The organism is Pseudoalteromonas luteoviolacea, assembly GCF_021654285.1.
Lineage (GTDB): Bacteria > Pseudomonadota > Gammaproteobacteria > Enterobacterales > Alteromonadaceae > Pseudoalteromonas > Pseudoalteromonas luteoviolacea_J.
Genome location: NZ_JAKFZS010000002.1, coordinates 189,728 through 206,348, shown reverse-complemented (window position 1 = coordinate 206,348; position 16,621 = coordinate 189,728). Strand labels below are relative to the sequence as shown.

General features: G+C 41.7%; 13 protein-coding genes and 4 pseudogenes. 7 read left to right on the top strand and 10 right to left on the bottom strand.

What is annotated here, in order from left to right; translation table 11 throughout:
- The first annotated feature begins 155 nt into the window (after positions 1–155).
- The 6 genes from L1077_RS02255 to L1077_RS02230 all read left to right on the top strand — a co-directional run bounded on the left by L1077_RS02255 (position 156) and on the right by L1077_RS02230 (position 7,475).
- Positions 156–1,880: a GNAT family N-acyltransferase gene (locus L1077_RS02255; protein ID WP_237135504.1), complete on the top strand. Its 1,725-nt coding sequence runs from the start codon at positions 156–158 to the stop codon at positions 1,878–1,880.
- A 116-nt stretch (positions 1,881–1,996) separates the two neighbouring features.
- Positions 1,997–2,482 (top strand): TlpA family protein disulfide reductase, encoded by a 486-nt coding sequence (locus tag L1077_RS02250; protein ID WP_237135422.1) that lies wholly within the window; start codon positions 1,997–1,999, stop codon positions 2,480–2,482.
- A gap of 112 nt (positions 2,483–2,594) precedes the next feature.
- Positions 2,595–4,667: a TonB-dependent receptor plug domain-containing protein gene (locus L1077_RS02245; RefSeq protein ID WP_237135421.1), complete on the top strand. Its 2,073-nt coding sequence runs from the start codon at positions 2,595–2,597 to the stop codon at positions 4,665–4,667.
- 110 nt (positions 4,668–4,777) lie between these two features.
- Positions 4,778–5,056, top strand: a complete 279-nt coding sequence (locus L1077_RS02240; protein WP_039608643.1) for a peptidylprolyl isomerase — start codon at positions 4,778–4,780, stop codon at positions 5,054–5,056.
- Positions 5,057–5,184: 128 nt separating this feature from the next.
- Positions 5,185–5,448, top strand: coding sequence for a GrxA family glutaredoxin (locus L1077_RS02235; RefSeq protein ID WP_039608642.1), 264 nt, complete (start codon positions 5,185–5,187; stop codon positions 5,446–5,448).
- A 128-nt stretch (positions 5,449–5,576) separates the two neighbouring features.
- Complete coding sequence (locus L1077_RS02230) at positions 5,577–7,475, top strand: DEAD/DEAH box helicase (RefSeq protein WP_237135420.1); 1,899 nt, start codon at positions 5,577–5,579, stop codon at positions 7,473–7,475.
- A 101-nt stretch (positions 7,476–7,576) separates the two neighbouring features.
- Here the strand turns inward: L1077_RS02230 and L1077_RS02225 are convergent.
- The 7 genes and pseudogenes from L1077_RS02225 to L1077_RS02195 all read right to left on the bottom strand — a co-directional run.
- Positions 7,577–7,726: pseudogene (locus L1077_RS02225) on the bottom strand (zinc-dependent peptidase); the annotation flags it as partial.
- Positions 7,727–7,777: 51 nt separating this feature from the next.
- Positions 7,778–7,969, bottom strand: a complete 192-nt coding sequence (locus L1077_RS02220; protein WP_440589529.1) for a zinc-dependent peptidase — start codon at positions 7,967–7,969, stop codon at positions 7,778–7,780.
- Positions 7,970–7,995: 26 nt separating this feature from the next.
- Positions 7,996–8,163, bottom strand: a pseudogene (locus L1077_RS02215) (zinc-dependent peptidase); the annotation flags it as partial.
- Between the two features lie 51 nt (positions 8,164–8,214).
- Positions 8,215–8,381: pseudogene (locus L1077_RS02210) on the bottom strand (zinc-dependent peptidase); the annotation flags it as partial.
- A gap of 50 nt (positions 8,382–8,431) precedes the next feature.
- A complete protein-coding gene (locus L1077_RS02205) occupies positions 8,432–8,623 on the bottom strand; it encodes a zinc-dependent peptidase (RefSeq protein ID WP_440589528.1) in 192 nt (63 codons plus the stop codon).
- 26 nt (positions 8,624–8,649) lie between these two features.
- A pseudogene (locus tag L1077_RS02200) lies at positions 8,650–8,817 on the bottom strand (zinc-dependent peptidase); the annotation flags it as partial.
- 50 nt (positions 8,818–8,867) lie between these two features.
- Entirely contained in the window at positions 8,868–9,704 is an 837-nt protein-coding gene (locus L1077_RS02195; protein WP_237135419.1) for a M90 family metallopeptidase, read from the bottom strand.
- A gap of 103 nt (positions 9,705–9,807) precedes the next feature.
- Here L1077_RS02195 and L1077_RS02190 point away from each other — a divergent pair, with 103 nt between their 5' ends.
- The gene (locus L1077_RS02190) at positions 9,808–12,138 is read left to right on the top strand and encodes a DEAD/DEAH box helicase (protein WP_237135418.1); all 2,331 of its coding nucleotides are present in this window, start codon (positions 9,808–9,810) and stop codon (positions 12,136–12,138) included.
- 186 nt (positions 12,139–12,324) lie between these two features.
- On the opposite strand, the gene L1077_RS02185 is transcribed toward L1077_RS02190, so the two are convergent.
- The 3 genes from L1077_RS02185 to L1077_RS02175 all read right to left on the bottom strand — a co-directional run bounded on the left by L1077_RS02185 (position 12,325) and on the right by L1077_RS02175 (position 16,329).
- Positions 12,325–12,576, bottom strand: a complete 252-nt coding sequence (locus L1077_RS02185; RefSeq protein ID WP_237135417.1) for a hypothetical protein — start codon at positions 12,574–12,576, stop codon at positions 12,325–12,327.
- 542 nt (positions 12,577–13,118) lie between these two features.
- On the bottom strand, positions 13,119–13,376 hold the full coding sequence (locus L1077_RS02180) for a hypothetical protein (RefSeq protein WP_237135416.1): 258 nt from the start codon (positions 13,374–13,376) through the stop codon (positions 13,119–13,121).
- A 67-nt stretch (positions 13,377–13,443) separates the two neighbouring features.
- The gene (locus L1077_RS02175; protein ID WP_237135415.1) at positions 13,444–16,329 is read right to left on the bottom strand and encodes a TonB-dependent receptor domain-containing protein; all 2,886 of its coding nucleotides are present in this window, start codon (positions 16,327–16,329) and stop codon (positions 13,444–13,446) included.
- Between the last annotated feature and the right edge of the window lie 292 nt (positions 16,330–16,621).

Here is a 16,621-nt window from a genome sequence, read left to right as displayed (position 1 = left end):
TCCCCAATTTAAAATACAAAACTCACCCTGCACAGTATATCGTTTAGTAACACGCGGATAATAGTGCGAGATCACCATAAAATTGACATACCCATGCAACGCAATTGTCACATTCAGTTTTTAATCTGCTATAAACACAGCCGTAGAGAATTATGATGATCAGCGTTGATAAAGTGATCGAAGCCAACCTACCACAACTAGAAAACTCACCAAAAGTGAAAGGTTTAGTAAAAAAAGGATTAGGCTACTTATTACATGAACAAGAGTTCGTCGCATTTGCAGATACATACCCGCACTTGGAGGGTCTTGAATTTGTAGAGCAAGTACTTGAAGAATTAGATTTTGACGCACGTTTCAAACCTAAGCAAATTGAACACATACCTAGTGAAGGCAGTGTTGTGATTGTCGCAAACCACCCTATTGGTTCATTGGATGCTCTCGCACTCATCAAAGTCTTAGCTAAAGCGAGACCTGACTTAAAAGTCGTCGCCAATCGCATGTTAATGTCAATTACGCCAATGCATTCATTATTACTCCCTGTGGATAACGTATCTAATGCCAGTCGCAAGCAAGAACTCGCTAATATCCAAAAGCACCTTAAAAGTGAGGGAGCACTGTTAATTTTCCCTGCGGGCGAAGTCTCTAGGCTAGGTCCGACGGGTATCAAAGATTGCAAGTGGAATACGGGTTTTTTACGCATGGCAAAAAAAGCCAACTGCCCTATTCTCCCCATCTATATCAAGGCGAAAAACAGCCCTCTGTTCTACGGCACGTCTATGATTTACAAACCTCTGGCGAGCTTGCTTTTGGTTAAGGAAATGTTTAAGCAAAGACAAAAATCGTTGGAATTTGAAATTGGGGCCAGTATCCCACCGGAGTCCTATCGATTAGATAACCTCAAAGATAAAGAGATCGTTGCACTTATCCGCAAGCAACTGTATCGATTAAACAGTAAAAAAGCACTCCCGTTAAAAACACAAACCCCCATTGCCGTTCCTGAATGCAAAAAAGAGCTTAAAAAAGCCATTGAGCAATGTGAGCGCCTTGGCGAAACCGCAGATGGCATGCAAATATACTTGTATCAATATGCTGGCAGTTCCCCCATCTTTCGAGAGCTCGGCCGCTTACGTGAAATTGCTTTCAGAGCCGTCGGTGAAGGCAGCGGTAAAAGACGAGACACTGACAAATATGATATGTACTATCAGCAGTTAGTGCTATGGGACGCCAAGCAACTTGAACTGGTGGGGGCTTACCGCTTAGCCAGTGCTCAGCAAGTTATTCGGCAACATGGTACCAATGGCTTATATACCAGTAGCTTGTTTTCATACACGGATGATATGGCCCCCTACTTTAATCGAGGTTTGGAATTGGGTAGAAGTTTCGTACAGCCTAAATATTGGGGTCGTAAAAGCCTAGATTACCTTTGGTATGGCATAGGTGCATTTATTCAGCGCTATCCCGAACACCGCTATTTATTCGGTCCCGTCAGTTTATCAAACGCATTGCCAGATAAAGCAAAAGCCATGTTGGTATATCACTATCAACACTACTTCTCAGCGCTTGACAACTTAGCACACCCAAACAATGAATTTAAGCTCTCACAATCTCAGTTAGAGACCTGTACTGATTTGTTCTGTGGCAATGATATAAAAGAAGACTTTGCTGAGCTCAAACACATTTTGGCGAACATGGGCGCACAAGTACCAACGCTTTTTAAGCAGTACACAGAGCTTTGTGAACAAGACGGCGTTAACTTTTTAAGCTTTAGCATTGATCCTGATTTCAATAATTGTATAGATGGGCTGGTACTCGTCGACTTGACCAAGTTAAAAGCAAATAAAGCGAAACGTTATCTTGGTGAAAATATTTATCAGTCGTAATGAGGCTTTCTGCTTTTATAAAAAGAAAGCTTGCGACAAACTCCTTGCAACCCTGTTGCAATTTTTTATACTGGCGCTCGGTCTTCATATATAACAACGCAGATTAAGCGCCAGTAATGATTAAATCTCTCTTTAATATCATCGTTTTTGTTGTCATCTTTGCTGCCGTGCTAGCGTATCAGGAACTCGGCATGCTAGAAGATGACGGCAAGCAATCAGCCCCCTACTTCTCATTGCCTTTATTAGAGAATACATCGCAAAGATATGACATTAGCCAGCTTCAAGGGGATCGTTCTGTCATTTATTTCTTCGCACCTTGGTGTAATATTTGTCGTTACAGCATGCCGAATATAGACAAGCTTCACCGCCAAGGAAAAGTAAACGCAGTTGCCATCGCGCTAGACTTTCAAAGTGCCGAAGAAGTTAAAACTTTTAGCAAAGACTTAAACCTATCCATGCCTGTTTTATTAGGTAATCGAAAAACCGCACAAGATTACAAGGTTAAAGCCTACCCAACTTACTATGTGATGGATCCAAAGCTCAAAGTCATTGAGCGCTCTATTGGTTACTCAAGCGAGCTGGGTATTAGATTTCGCCTGTAAGAAAGTGTATCGCAGCTATACATTTTCTTACCCAAATCCGCAATAAATCAACGCTTTTAGTCCGTAAACTGTCGTCAAATTTGAAGTTACTCACTGCCAAAGGGACTCGACGATGTTTGCACTTACTGCGAAAAAGCGTTTTATTTTATCTCCAATCATGTTGTGTATGGCGATGTCAGCACATGCTCAAACCAAAAAAGATGATATTGAGCATATAGAAGTCATTTACAAACGCAGCTCTATTACCTCTGAAATTACGGAAGACACCGAAAAGCTCATCGAAATGCCTGGTGCACTGGGCGATCCACTGCGTGCTGTTTTTGCACTACCTGGGGTCGTCGCTGCTGGCGGTTCAATGAGCGAGCCTGCGGTTAGAGGCTCATCACCCAGCGATAATATGTTTGAAGTCGACTTTATGCCAGCAGGGTATATTTTCCATGACTTTGGCAGCTCTATTTTTAATCGTCATATTATTCAAGATTTTCAGTTGTACTCAGCAGGCTATGGCGCGGGTTATAGTAATGCCACAGGTGCGGTGTTTGATGTTACGTTAAGAAATCCCAAATACCAGCCAATTACGACCACACTAGACTTTTCGATGTTTAATGCTGGTTTTTTTGTGGAAGGTCAGGCAACTGAAAATACGGCGTTTTATGTCTCGGGCAGAAAAAGTACGCTCCCATTATTTTTCAGTGAAGGAGAAGAGCTAGATGATGACGATGGCGAACCATCAGGGGTAACCATTAACGACGCCCCAGATGACCATGACTATCAAGGCAAGTTTTTATGGGACATTAATAATAACAATACCCTCACCTTTAATTTTACCGGTGCTGAAGACTCCGCCGCAGCTGGGTTTAGTGAACGCGCTGAACTCGCACAAAAAACGCCTGAGTTTCAGGGGGATGCCCGATTTATTCGAGACTTTAATAGCCAGAGTATTCTGTGGGATCACTACAACAAAAAGTTTCACTTAAGGGTCGGTGTTGGCGCACTGGATCATTCCGGGCGACTCGAATTTGGCAAACAACCAAACAATCTGGCAGGCTTTTTTGAACAAGAAGGTGAAAAGCAACTTACCTATAAAGCACGCCTAAACTATACCGTTAACCCACAGCACCGGTTTGTATTTGACGCAGCCTACTTTGATAATGAAACGTCTTATGAATATGACACATTTCAATATTTGTGTACCGAGATTGATCCAGACTGCGACTTGAAAAAGGGAGATCGTATTTCAGGTAAACATACCATAGATCTGGACTCAGGTTTTGTTGGTATCACGCATATCTGGCAACCCCATGAAGACTGGCAAACCGAAGCCGGTGTACAAAGCCAGCATAATCGCTATACCGACGAAACATTCACTTCGCCTCGTGTCGCAGTAAATTACTATGTGACACCTAATAGCGTAATAAGCGCGAAAGTCGGTCGTTATAACCGCATGCAAGATGTTGAGTACATTCTGCCTGAAATAGGCAACCCAGCCCTCAAATCACAAGTTGCGACACACAGCACCCTTGGATTTAGACAAGTGCTTGAAAACGAGTGGTCTTGGTCGATAGAGGGCTATTATAAAACCATGGAAGATTTACCACTGGCGATCGACGCTGGCAGCAATGCACACCTTTTATATAGCAACCAAGTCGAAGGACGTGCATACGGTGTTGACCTTCTGGTAAATAAGAACAAAACCGATAACTGGTATGGCTGGGTAGCACTGAGCTACGCCAAAAGTGAACGAACTGACTTAAGCCGTAACGTCACGCGAGATTATTATGCAGATACACCGCTCGTATTTAACGCGGTCTTGAACTACGACATTAATGAGCTCTGGCAAGGTGGATTTAACTTTACCGCACGCAGTGGGCAAGCTTACACCCCTATTGTCGGTGTAAGAGAGAACCCAGATCATACTGGGCGCTTTTTACCTGTTTATGGCGACCCGTTCTCTGAGCGCTTTAAGACTTACCACAGACTGGATGTGCGATTTGAAAGAAAAACCACCGTGTTTGGCCTAGAGGGCAAATTAATACTTGAGCTCATGAATGCTTATGGCCAGGATAATGTCGCTTACATTGATTTAGATTACGACAAGATCTCGTCGGTGAATGACCTACATATAAAAGAAGAAAATGACGACTTTGAAATGCGCCCTTCAATTGGTTTTAGTGTGACTTTTTAATATAACGCCGTCATCTACACTGATAAAGGCGTGGCGAGCAAGTAATTGCCTCTTGCGTTTTTCGCCATCGCCTTGCATGATCCGCTCCTTAAACATGTCGGAGTATTATCATGCCTAAAGCTTGCGCGTATCACATCTTAGTGAAAACTGAAAAAGAATGCTTAGCCATCAAAGCCAAACTCGCAAAGGGGGGAGATTTTAATAAGCTAGCAAAACAGCATTCAACATGCCCTTCAAAAAAACGTGGCGGTGACCTTGGTGAATTTAACAAGGGCGATATGGTTAAAGCCTTCGATGACGTAGTTTTCAAAAAGCCGCTTTACGAGGTTCATGGCCCTGTTAAAACCAAATTTGGCTTTCACTTAATTAAAACGGTGTACCGTTCGTAAAACACTGCTCAGCCTGTTCATTTTTTCAAATCGAAAAAACAGATTGGTGTAATAGCTTTTAATCAATTTTAATTCCAGCGCGCTCAACTATACTGAGTGTCATTGAAATCATTGAGAGAGTTATTACTATGTTTACTGTTATTTTTGGTCGTGAAGGGTGTCCTTATTGTGTACGTGCGAAAGAATTGGCGACGCGTTTAAAAGACGAGCGTGACGATTTCAATTTTCGCTATATCGATATAAACAAAGAAGGGATCAGTAAAGCTGACCTAGAAAAGTCTGCTGGCAAGCCATGTAACACGGTGCCACAGATATTTGTAGACCAAGATCACATTGGTGGATTTGATGATTTTGAGGCCTATGCCAAGGCAAATTTAGGGTTATATCAATAATCCTAAAAAAATTACAGTTTATTTTTTAACCAATTTCAAACACCTACAAATTTAGTGCCAATTTATACAAGCAATTATCTTTTCTTTACTGTACAATGCCGCCTCTTTTAAATTGTTGAGGCGCATTAATGTCAGAACCAGTAACGTTTGAATCTTTAGACCTTTCTCCTGCAATCCTAAAAGCAGTCGAAGAGCTAGGGTATCAATCACCTTCTGAGATCCAGGCTCAATGTATACCGTTATTGCTAGAAAGAAAGGACGTGCTGGGACTAGCGCAAACGGGTACGGGCAAGACGGCAGCTTTCGCACTGCCGCTATTAAACAATGTTGACGCATCCGTTAAGCAACCACAAATTTTAGTACTGACTCCGACTCGTGAGCTTGCATTGCAAGTTGCTGAGGCATTCGAGCAGTATGCTAAGTACACCAGAGGCGTAGAAGTACTTGCGCTATATGGTGGACAAAGCTATGGCGTGCAGTTAAGTGCACTTCGCCGTGGCGCACAGATCATCGTGGCAACTCCGGGGCGTTTAATCGACCATATCAACCGTAAGACCATTGATCTATCAAACTTAAATGCATTGGTATTAGATGAAGCTGATGAAATGCTACGCATGGGCTTTATCGATGATGTTGAAAGCATCATGGAAAAAACACCAGAAGAAAAGCAAACATGCCTTTTCTCTGCAACTATGCCAAAGCAGATCCAATCTATTTGTTCTAAGTACTTAGATAACGCAGAGCAAGTAAAAATCACTCCACGTAACTCAACTGTTGACACAATTGAGCAGGTGTACTGGCGTGCAACGACACATAAAAACAAAGCAATCGTACGTTTCTTAGAAGCGGAAGAATATGATGCTTCTATCGTGTTTGTACGTACTCGTAACGATACTGTTCAGCTTGCTGAGCTGCTTGAGCGTGAAGGTTTCTCTGCTGCACCACTCAATGGTGACATGAACCAACAGGCACGTGAGCGCACAGTTGAAAGACTGAAAAGTGGTTTACTAGATATCGTTATCGCAACAGACGTTGCGGCACGTGGTCTAGATGTTGACCGCTTAAGCCTAGTTATCAACTACGATATCCCACAAGACAGCGAAGCATACGTACACCGTATTGGTCGTACTGGTCGTGCGGGTCGTAAGGGTAAGGCTATCTTGTTCGTAAAAGGTAACGAGCGTTACTTACTACGTAACATCATGCGTCATACTCGCTCAGACATCGAGCAAGTCGAGCTTCCAAGTGCAAAAATCGTTGAGCAAAAGCGTATTGAAGCACTTCAAAACAAGCTTAGCATGTCACTTGATCACAAAGACATTGAGTTCTTCAGTGAAGTTGCTCAAGGCCTAGGTGAGAAACTAGAGCTAAGCCAAGAACAACTTGCAGCTGCGCTACTTTGCCTAGCACAGCAGCAATCTCCGCTTAAAGTTGAAGAAATTAAAGTTCAACAACGCGAGCGTCGTGAGCGTGATGGTAATCGTGACCGCCGTGACGACAGACGCGGTGAACGTGGCGACAAGCGTGGTGAACGTGGCGACAGAAAAGGCCGTCGCAATAGCTCAGAACCGATGGATACTTACCGTATTGAAGTGGGTCGTGAGCATGGTGTTCAAGTTAAGAACATTGTGGGCGCAATCGCTAACGAAGCAGATATCTCAAGCAAATTTATCGGTGAAATCCGTTTATTTGATGAGCACAGTACCGTTCAGCTTCCACAGGATATGCCTGCTGAAACGCTAACACACTTCCAAGGTGTTCACATTTGTCAACGCCCAATGAAGATGACTAAGAGCACACACCCTGCTGATCAGGCGCGTGGTAACGGTAATCGTCGTGAAGGTGGTAGACGTTTTGAAGAGCGTGGCGAGCGCCGTGATGGTGGCAGACGTTCTGAAGGTCGTGATGGTGGCAAACGTAGCTTCCGAGATCCTCGCAGTGACAAACGTCGTGACGGAAACAGAGATGGTAACCGTGACAACAGACGTAAAGAGCGCGGTGAGCGCAACGAAATCAACTTCTCATAAGTTGTAACCGTTATTGATAAAAGCCGCTGACTCAGCGGCTTTTTTGTTTTTGTTGACCCGTCCTATATTACGTTGTCACTTTTTTAAACCGCTCTACCAAACTAGCTTCTAGGATCAAACCTAAAATAACTCACTAACAGGTTAAACAATTCCGGGTTTTCTTGCTTTAGCTCAACTGGTTTTTCAATGAAAGTCTCCGTTAAAACTGCAAAATATTCTGCTTCATTGGTCGCACCGTATTCATGGATAATGCAGATGACGCATTTGATACGCAAGCTTCAACCTTTTCGTGTTTGCCAATTTTAAACTGCCCTTCCCAACCAATCTCTAGGATCAAACCTAAAATAACTGATTAACAAATTAAACAGTTCAGGATTTTCTTGCTTTAGCTCAACTGGTTTTTCAATGCAAGCCTCCGTTAAAACTGCAAAATATTCTGCTTCATTGGTCGCACCGTATTCATGGATAATGCAGATGACGCATTTGATACTCAAGCTTCAACCTTTTGTATTTGTTAATTTTAAACTGCCCTTCCCAACCAATCTCTAGGATCAAACCTAAAATAACTCACTAACAGGTTAAACAATTCCAGGTTTTCTTGCTTTAGCTCAACTGGTTTTTCAATGAAAGTCTCCGTTAAAACTGCAAAATATTCTGCTTCATTGGTCGCACCGTATTCATGGATAATGCAGATGACGAATTTGATACGCAAGCTTCAACCTTTTCGTGTTTGCCAATTTTAAACCGCCCTTCCCAACCAATCTCTAGGATCAAACCTAAAATAGCTCACTAACGGTTAAACCGTTCCGGGTTTTCTTGCTTTAGCTCAACTGGTTTTTCAATGAAAGTCTCCGTTAAAACTGCAAAATATTCTGCTTCATTGGTTGCACCGTATTCATGGATAATGCAGATGACGTACTTGATACGCAAGCTTCAACCTTTTGTATTTGTTAATTTTAAACCACCCTACCCAACCAATCTCTAGGATCAAACCTAAAATAGCTCACTAACAGGTTAAACAGTTCCGGGTTTTCTTGCTTTAGCTCAACTGGTTTTTCAATGAAAGTCTCCGTTAAAACTGCAAAATATTCTGCTTCATTGGTCGCACCGTATTCATGAATAATGCAGATGACGCATTTGATACGCAAGCTTCAACCTTTTGTATTTGTTAATTTTAAACCGCCCTACCCAACCAATCTCTAGGATCAAACCTAAAATAGCTCACTAACAAGTTAAACAGTTCCGGGTTTTCTTGCTTTAGCTCAACTGGTTTTTCAATGAAAGTCTCCGTTAAAACTGCAAAATATTCTGCTTCATTGGTCGCACCGTATTCATGAATAATGCAGATGACGCATTTGATACGCAAGCTTCAACCTTTTGTATTTGTTAATTTTAAACCGCCCTACCCAACCAATCTCTAGGATCAAACCTAAAATAGCTCACTAACAAGTTAAACAGTTCCGGGTTTTCTTGCTTTAGCTCAACTGGTTTTTCAATGAAAGTCTCCGTTAAAACTGCAAAATATTCTGCTTCATTGGTCGCACCGTATTCATGAATAACGTGCGGCATTTGATACGCTAACTGTGTTTTTAGCTGACGATAGGCACGACTTAACACATCAGCCCAATGCTGGTAACTGATCCCTTTTGGCAACTCTGGCGTGCCATTAGTATTGCCAGCTTGCTGATCTAATTGATGAGCAAACTCATGAAATACCAAGTTATGACCATCCCCGGGTAAGCGGTTGCCCTCGAGGACATCGTGCCAACTGAGCACCAAGGTGCCACCCGGCCAAGACTCGCCTTGTCTCACAGCTGTGTGATAGCTTACTAACCCAGCACTGTCTTTATTGGTTTGCGGTGCATAATACTGACTTGGATATAGCAGTACTTCTTTAACATTGGGATATAAAGGCCAAGCTTGATTTAACACCAATAGACAGGCATCCGCTGCGATAATTAACGACATCGGCCTTGTCACTTGCAAGCCGTCACGTCCAATCACTCGCTTTTCACCTAAAAACCAAATGATGTGCTGCTCTAAACGTGTACGATCAGCTTCCGTCATGTTGCGATAAATAGGCATGTAATTACGCAAAACTTTTTTATCTGCCCGAGATAGGCTTTGCTGCTGGTATTTTTTGTGCCAAAAGTGGCGTTTAATGTCGTTGAGGTACCAATAGACCACCACAAACACCACTAAGAACAGGATCAACATTAGATTTATCATATTTGCTCATTTACTGTGCTTTTTTATTTAAGTGTGTTCACCCTTGTCCCTTTTCAATCATTTTTTGATAAAATCGACAAAAAAGTACCGAATAAATAAAGCCATGACCTTGCCCATTGAATCCATCAAATCAGAATTTTTAGCGACCATTACCAAGCAAGATGTAGTCGTGACCGCAGCCACTGGTTCTGGTAAATCAACGCAACTGCCTATCTGGGCAGCCACAATGGGAAAGGTATTAATTGTTGAGCCAAGGCGAATTGCATGTACATCACTTGCTGAATATGTAGCTAGCCTATGCAACTCTAAACTGGGCGACAAGGTGGGCTATGCAATCCGTTTTGAAACCGTGTTTGATGAACAAACGAATATTGTGTTTGTCACGCCTGGTGTCGCACTAAGATGGTATTTTGAGGATAAATTAGCCGATTATTCACATATCATACTCGATGAGTTTCACGAGCGTCGCTGGGACATGGATTTACTACTAGCACTACTTAAGCAACATGCAAAACACCGGTTAGTACTGACTTCTGCGACGCTCAACGCACAAAGCCTGAGCCGCTACCTTGAAGCACCGATACTGCATAGCGAAGGCAAAATGTATCCCGTAGAGCAAGATTTTATCGCAAAAGATCAGCGCGCTATGCCCAGTAAAGACCGCCTTGTCGAGCGTGTTGTCCTAGCCTGTCAACAAGCGCTTGAAGATACACATGGCGACATTTTAGTGTTTTTGCCGGGCAAAGGAGAGATCCTCGCCTGTACCACAGCCTTAAAATCTCTCGAAGCCATTATCGTCCCGCTTTACAGCGGCTGTAGCAAACAACACCAGCAGCTCGCCCTATCGCAGCAATCAACACAGCGTATAATATTGGCCACTAATGTCGCAGAAACATCCCTTACAATTCCAAATGTTACCTGTGTGATTGATTCAGGGTTAGAGCGTCGTACACACCTGAGAAATGGCAAAACGGTACTTGGATTAGATGCCATTGGCCAAGATTCAGCAAAGCAGCGCCTCGGACGAGCAGGCAGAACTCAAGCTGGTATCTGTATTCGTCTATACGGCCAATATGCCCCTTTAATTGAACGCACACCACCAGAAATACAACGTGAAGCACTCACAGAGCTTGTACTTGCAGCTGGGTGCGCAGCACAAGGCGTTAACTCGCTGCCCTTTATCGACCCCTTGCCAGAGGCGTCAAAGCAACGTGCAATTTCCACATTGCATAGTATAGGTGCGATTGACGATGACCAACTTGCGACCAATCTTGGTCGACTGCTATACCCGCTTCCAGTTGATGCTGAGCTTGGTTTTTTAATTGATAAAATGCCATCCGGTGCGCTCAAACAAGCAATGATTGATTTAATCGCTGTTATCTCTGTGCCAGCGCGCGTTTATCAGTTACCAACTCATCTTGAACAATTAGAGCAACTAAATCTGCTACTGTCTAATCAGTGCGATATAGAGCTTGCCATCGCGCTTGTAAGAGGAAAGCTTGACGGTATTGTGCAAGCAGATCCTGAAGCCCTAGCCGAAGCTAAGCAGTTTAGTGAGCAATTGAGAGAAGCATTTTCACTGCCAAGCCTGGATAAAGCAGCTAGCTACGACCGCCAAGCGCTTCTCCAAGCCATAGCCGAAGCGCGCCCAGAGTGGGTGTTTATAAAACGACAAAACCGCAGGGGCGGTTTTGGCAATGGTCACGTGGAAGTCTCTGTATCAAATACCTCACGCGTAGATGAACGAACACAAGCAATGCTGGTGCTCGACACTTTTGCTCTGGCTGGCAAGGGCACTAAGCAAGCGATGACCATGGCAACACTTGCCGCGCCATTGCCGATTAAAACACTCATTAAGCTGGGGATTGGTGAACAACACATTATCCGCACATTCATAGAAGATGGGCAGATCAAAATAGAATATAACTTAGTCTATGCTGGCGTGTCGTTAGTAACAAAAGTCAGTGATGCACAGGGTGATATGTTGATCCCCGCTTGTCGTATGCTAATTCAAAGCGGGCAGCTGTTTCCAAATGTTAGTAAAACACTTGAAGACTCGCTCGCATACCATGCATTGTACTATCAGTACGAGAAAATGAGCGAAATAGTACCTACACCAGAGGAGCACATAGAAAGCAGGCTGTCCGAGCTGGGTGTCACTCACTTTGAAGACCTAGAGCTAATTGAACCAGAAGATTTATACTTTCAAGCTGTGGAACGCTGGATACTCGACCCTTTTATTGAAAAACACCCTATCAGAGTCACATTGCCCGAGTTAAGTATCTCTGTAACATACAACTTTTTATCAAAGCGTATTTTATTAGAATTCCAATCGGGAAATAGAAAAGATGCGCCCAAAAGGTGGGAGTTGCCTAGCTTTCAAGGATATAAACTACAGTATAAAAAAGCCAGTAAAGTGGTTGATATAAAATAAAACCATAGTTCTCTCAGCTTATCTTATGTAAACCATGGTAAATTCAGTTTTAAAATAAAAAAGGCTTTTTAAATGACGATTATGCCGCCGTTTAAAATGCCTTTTCTGTTAACTAAAAGTATGGTTAGCATTACAAGAAACCTAGTTCATACGCCTTTTAATAAAATAAGTTATTAGCGTTTCACCTTATTTCTCATACCAACTATTACCTCTAGTTTTATCCAATATAACTTGCACTCTCCTGTTACCTTCTTCCATTTGCTTCATTTGATGAGTAGAGTAACAGTAACGTTTTTTAATATTACTACCGAGCTTTGCACGATATTCACATTTTACAGAGTCATTTGCAGCGACAACGTCTTTATTTGATTGATTAGTTGATTGACAAGCCGCAAGGGTTAATACGGTTGCCGCTAGGGCTAGCTCTTTAACTTTCATATTAAACATCCTTCTTAATTAAGAAAAATCCATTGAGGATTTTTCTATGGCAGATTATAAATTAAAATAAGTAAACTGCTTGCTCGTTATTGATAGGGCAGCATGCACAGATATAACAATACACATAACTAGTTTTACGTTAGTATCAGCAAGATGAATATAAATAGCGCTTATCTATCACTTAAGTAATAAATACTATACGTAATCGGTTGTTTTTAAGTCTAGTTAGTTTTACTGATAATTCAATCTACAGATGATAAAGATAACTGAATAGTAATCATAGATATGTAGGTTTGCTAATATACAAGATAAGAGGTACCTTCATTTAGCCTTTGGGCTTGGCTACTATCTTTCATCTTGTATTTTAATGAATATAGCTTCCGGAGCTCAAATATTTTTAATTATTAGAAGGTATGATATTGAAAATGTATCATCTTTAGCAAACTACTCTATTAAATCCATATAGTTACTGAGATAAAAATCATCTTTCGCTGAATTTATGTATCTACGATTAATAAAGCACTTAACAGATACTTAAACTTCTAGTTGTTGCCTTCATATGAACTGACTGCTCTTACTTGGTTAAACGCTTCTCTTTCTCTTCTTCTCTCTTCTTTGCGTTGTTTCATCTGAGCAGCAGTATAACAGTAACGTTTTTTAATATTACTGCCGAGTTTAGCACGATATTCGCATTGCATCGCGTTATTCGCAGCCACTTCATCTTTGTTTGACTCACTGGTTGATTGGCAAGCCGCAAGGGTTAAAACCGTAGCTGCCAGAGCTAATTCTTTAATTTTCATAATAAACATCCTTCTTCTTAAGAAAATAGAAAAGCCCATCTGGGCTTTTCTACAAGAGTTTTACATATTAAAACGAGTAAGTTGCATTCACGTAGAAAGTACGACCATATACATCTGTGTAACGAGGGTCATAACCAACTTGGTGACCAGAACCTGCACGACGAAGTGAAAGTGGTGGCTGCTTATCAAATAGGTTATTGATACCGAATGTAATCGACGTATTTTCGAAGCCTAAATACGTTGTCTGATAGTCCATGTAGCCAACAGACGGTACACGTAATTGAATTGTATCAGCACACACTACAGGGTCTGTTGGTTTACCTACACGTACAAGACAAGAAGTACCTTCATTTTGTCTTTGATCTAGGTAACCACTTCTCCATCTGTAATTAAATGTATGTACAAAGTCACCGTGGCTTAATGTATTGCTTAATGACAACATATTACGGAAAGTAACTTCATCATTTGTACCAAACTGACCCATTGATGTTAACCAATCACTTGGATTAGAGCCATCTGTACCTGGATCTGTATATCTACGTTCAATAAAGTAAGTACCAGATAGTTTAGTATTCAATGTACCGAATGAAAGGTCGTTTTTCAGTTCAAATGAGTAATCAACACCACGGTTAATTTCTTGACCGATGTTCAATGCTCTTTCGATAATTGCTAGTTCAGTGTCACCTGTACCTGGGTTGAAACGCGTTCTGAATAAGTTAGCATGCTTCACTGGATCAGCAAATATCTGTGCCTCTGAAACTTCTGAAACCTTGTTCTCAAGTTCAATTTCAAAGTAATCGATAGTTACACCGAAATCCGTTGAAGGAGAGTAAACAAAACCAATTGTAGACTGCGTTGAAGTTTCAGGTACTAGTTCTGCATTACCAGAAACGAAGTTTTCGTACTGTGCTTCACCATCTTGACATAGGTATGCAAGTGGGTGGTTACCTAATTCACACTTATAGCTACCGCTAGTCACACCAAAGTTTACAAGTGGACGGGCGATTTCTAGGATAGATGGTGCTTTAAAGCCTGTGCCGTAGCTACCACGAACTAATAAATCTTCTGTAGCTTGGTAACGGAAGCTCAACTTGTAAGTTGTGTCATCCATCTTCACACCAACTGGACCACCAGGTACATTATCACGCGACAAGCCACTTCCGCTTGCATAGATAATTGATTGACCATCGACCTCAGATACTTCGTCGTAACGAAGTGCAGCTGAAAGCTCAAGGTTATCTAGTACTGGGATTGCGAATTCTGTAAAGACACCTAAGTTATCACGTGAAAACGCGTAGTCTGTACGAGGGTTTTCAAATAATATCTGACCGTTTCGAGTGTTTTCATCATTAGTAGACGTGTACTCATAGTCTCGAACATCAACACCGAATGCAGCGTATACCGTACCCGCTGGAAGTTCAAACACAGGTAATGAGCCTTTGAAATTGAACGCTTTCATTTCAATTTCATTGGTCATGTAATGACCTTTGTACATAGTATCTTGTACAATCTTTGCACGCTCTGGATCATCAAAGTTATCTGGTGTTTCAAAAATATTGATTTGACCAGCTTCAAGTGCAGGTACAAACGCAGACGATAGTGGCCAACCATCTACATATGTCTGTGTACGTTTGTTCTTAGATACTGTGAAATATGTATCATAGTCAATCAAATCAAAGATATAACCTTTCGAACCTACAACAAAGTGGTAGCTATCTGATTCCCAATTTGTGATACGGTTACCACCTGCCAATGCACGCCAGCGAGGACGGATGCTATCAACCGTTGCAAGCTCATGCTCGTTAAGCTTGCCAGGTAGGTACGGATGTACGTATTCATTCGCAAGATCGCTATCTAGCGCAATCTCAAATTCACCTGTCGGGTAAGGTGCGATACGTGAAATTTGACTGTAATCTGTTGCTGTAAGCTCTGAATAAAGTTGAATATCTTCTGTAACTTCAAAGTTAAAGTTAGCAACAAAAGAGTGGCGCTCAGATTCAGGGTAGATTTCTAGCGTTTTAGTAAAGTCATATTCACAGAAATTACCGTTTGGTGCATTGTCTGGAGCACACTCGCCATTTTTCTCAAAATATGGGTTAAAAGCAGCAAAAGTTGTGTTGTGCTCGCCTTTGTCATTTAATACCGGTGTACCGTCATCATTATATGGTAAGTGACGAACCCTAACGTTGCCCGGAATTGCATTACTAGAAGACGCTAATAAGTACTTCTCTTGACCATCATGCTGGAATGATAGAATACCTGTTTTTGCAAAGTCACGCTCTGCAGATTTCAGCTGTTCTTTACTGTCAAATGAATAACCTAGAGATAGGCTGAAACCATCTTCATCAAGATCACCAAAACCAGTTACAATGCTCGCTGTGTAAGAACCACCACCTGATTCCTGCGGCTGGTAGTAACGTGCATTAACTGTAGTTTGATCAACTTCATCTCTTAGAATGAAGTTAACAACACCAGCGATTGCATCTGAACCATAAAGTGCAGATGCACCATCAGTTAGAATTTCAACTCGCTCAATCATTGCAAGTGGAATTGTGTTCAAGTCAACAGCAGAGCCTGAACCTAAAGGCGCTGTACGACGACCATTCAATAGTACTAGTGTATATTCAGCACCAATATCACGTAATGAAGCAGTAGCTGTACCACCACCACCGCCACCTACAGAGTCAGCTGGTGTAGTGAAACCCTGCATTGATGGCAAGCTCTGTAGTAAATCTGGAACAGACGCGAAACCAGATTGATCGATGAAATCACGACCAATTACCTGTACTGGAAGTGCACCTTCCATATCAGTTCTTTTGATTGCAGAACCTGTAATCTCGATTTTTTCAATGCTTTCTTCGCCTTCGGCAGCAACAGCACTTGTTGCAGTTACTGAAACTGCACCAAAAGCAATCGCTAAGCGAACTGCTTTTGAGATCTTATTATTTAACATTCAATTTCTCCCTGAGCTTCTATCAAAGCTTTTATTTTATTTATGGTCTCTATACAAGGTTAAACACGTTACTTTTTTGTGTACCTTATATGTAACACCGCCAGTATAGTAACCACAAAGTAAATACCCATGCAAGCTTGTAAAAACCAGTTAATACAAAGGTTTATTTCAATAAAGTGGATGAAAGAATTTATCAGAATAAGATATGGAACTTATTTGGGTGGTTAGGGATTTGATTTAAAAAAGAACAAAACAAAAATTAAAAAAACAGCAAAAAAAACAACAAATAAAC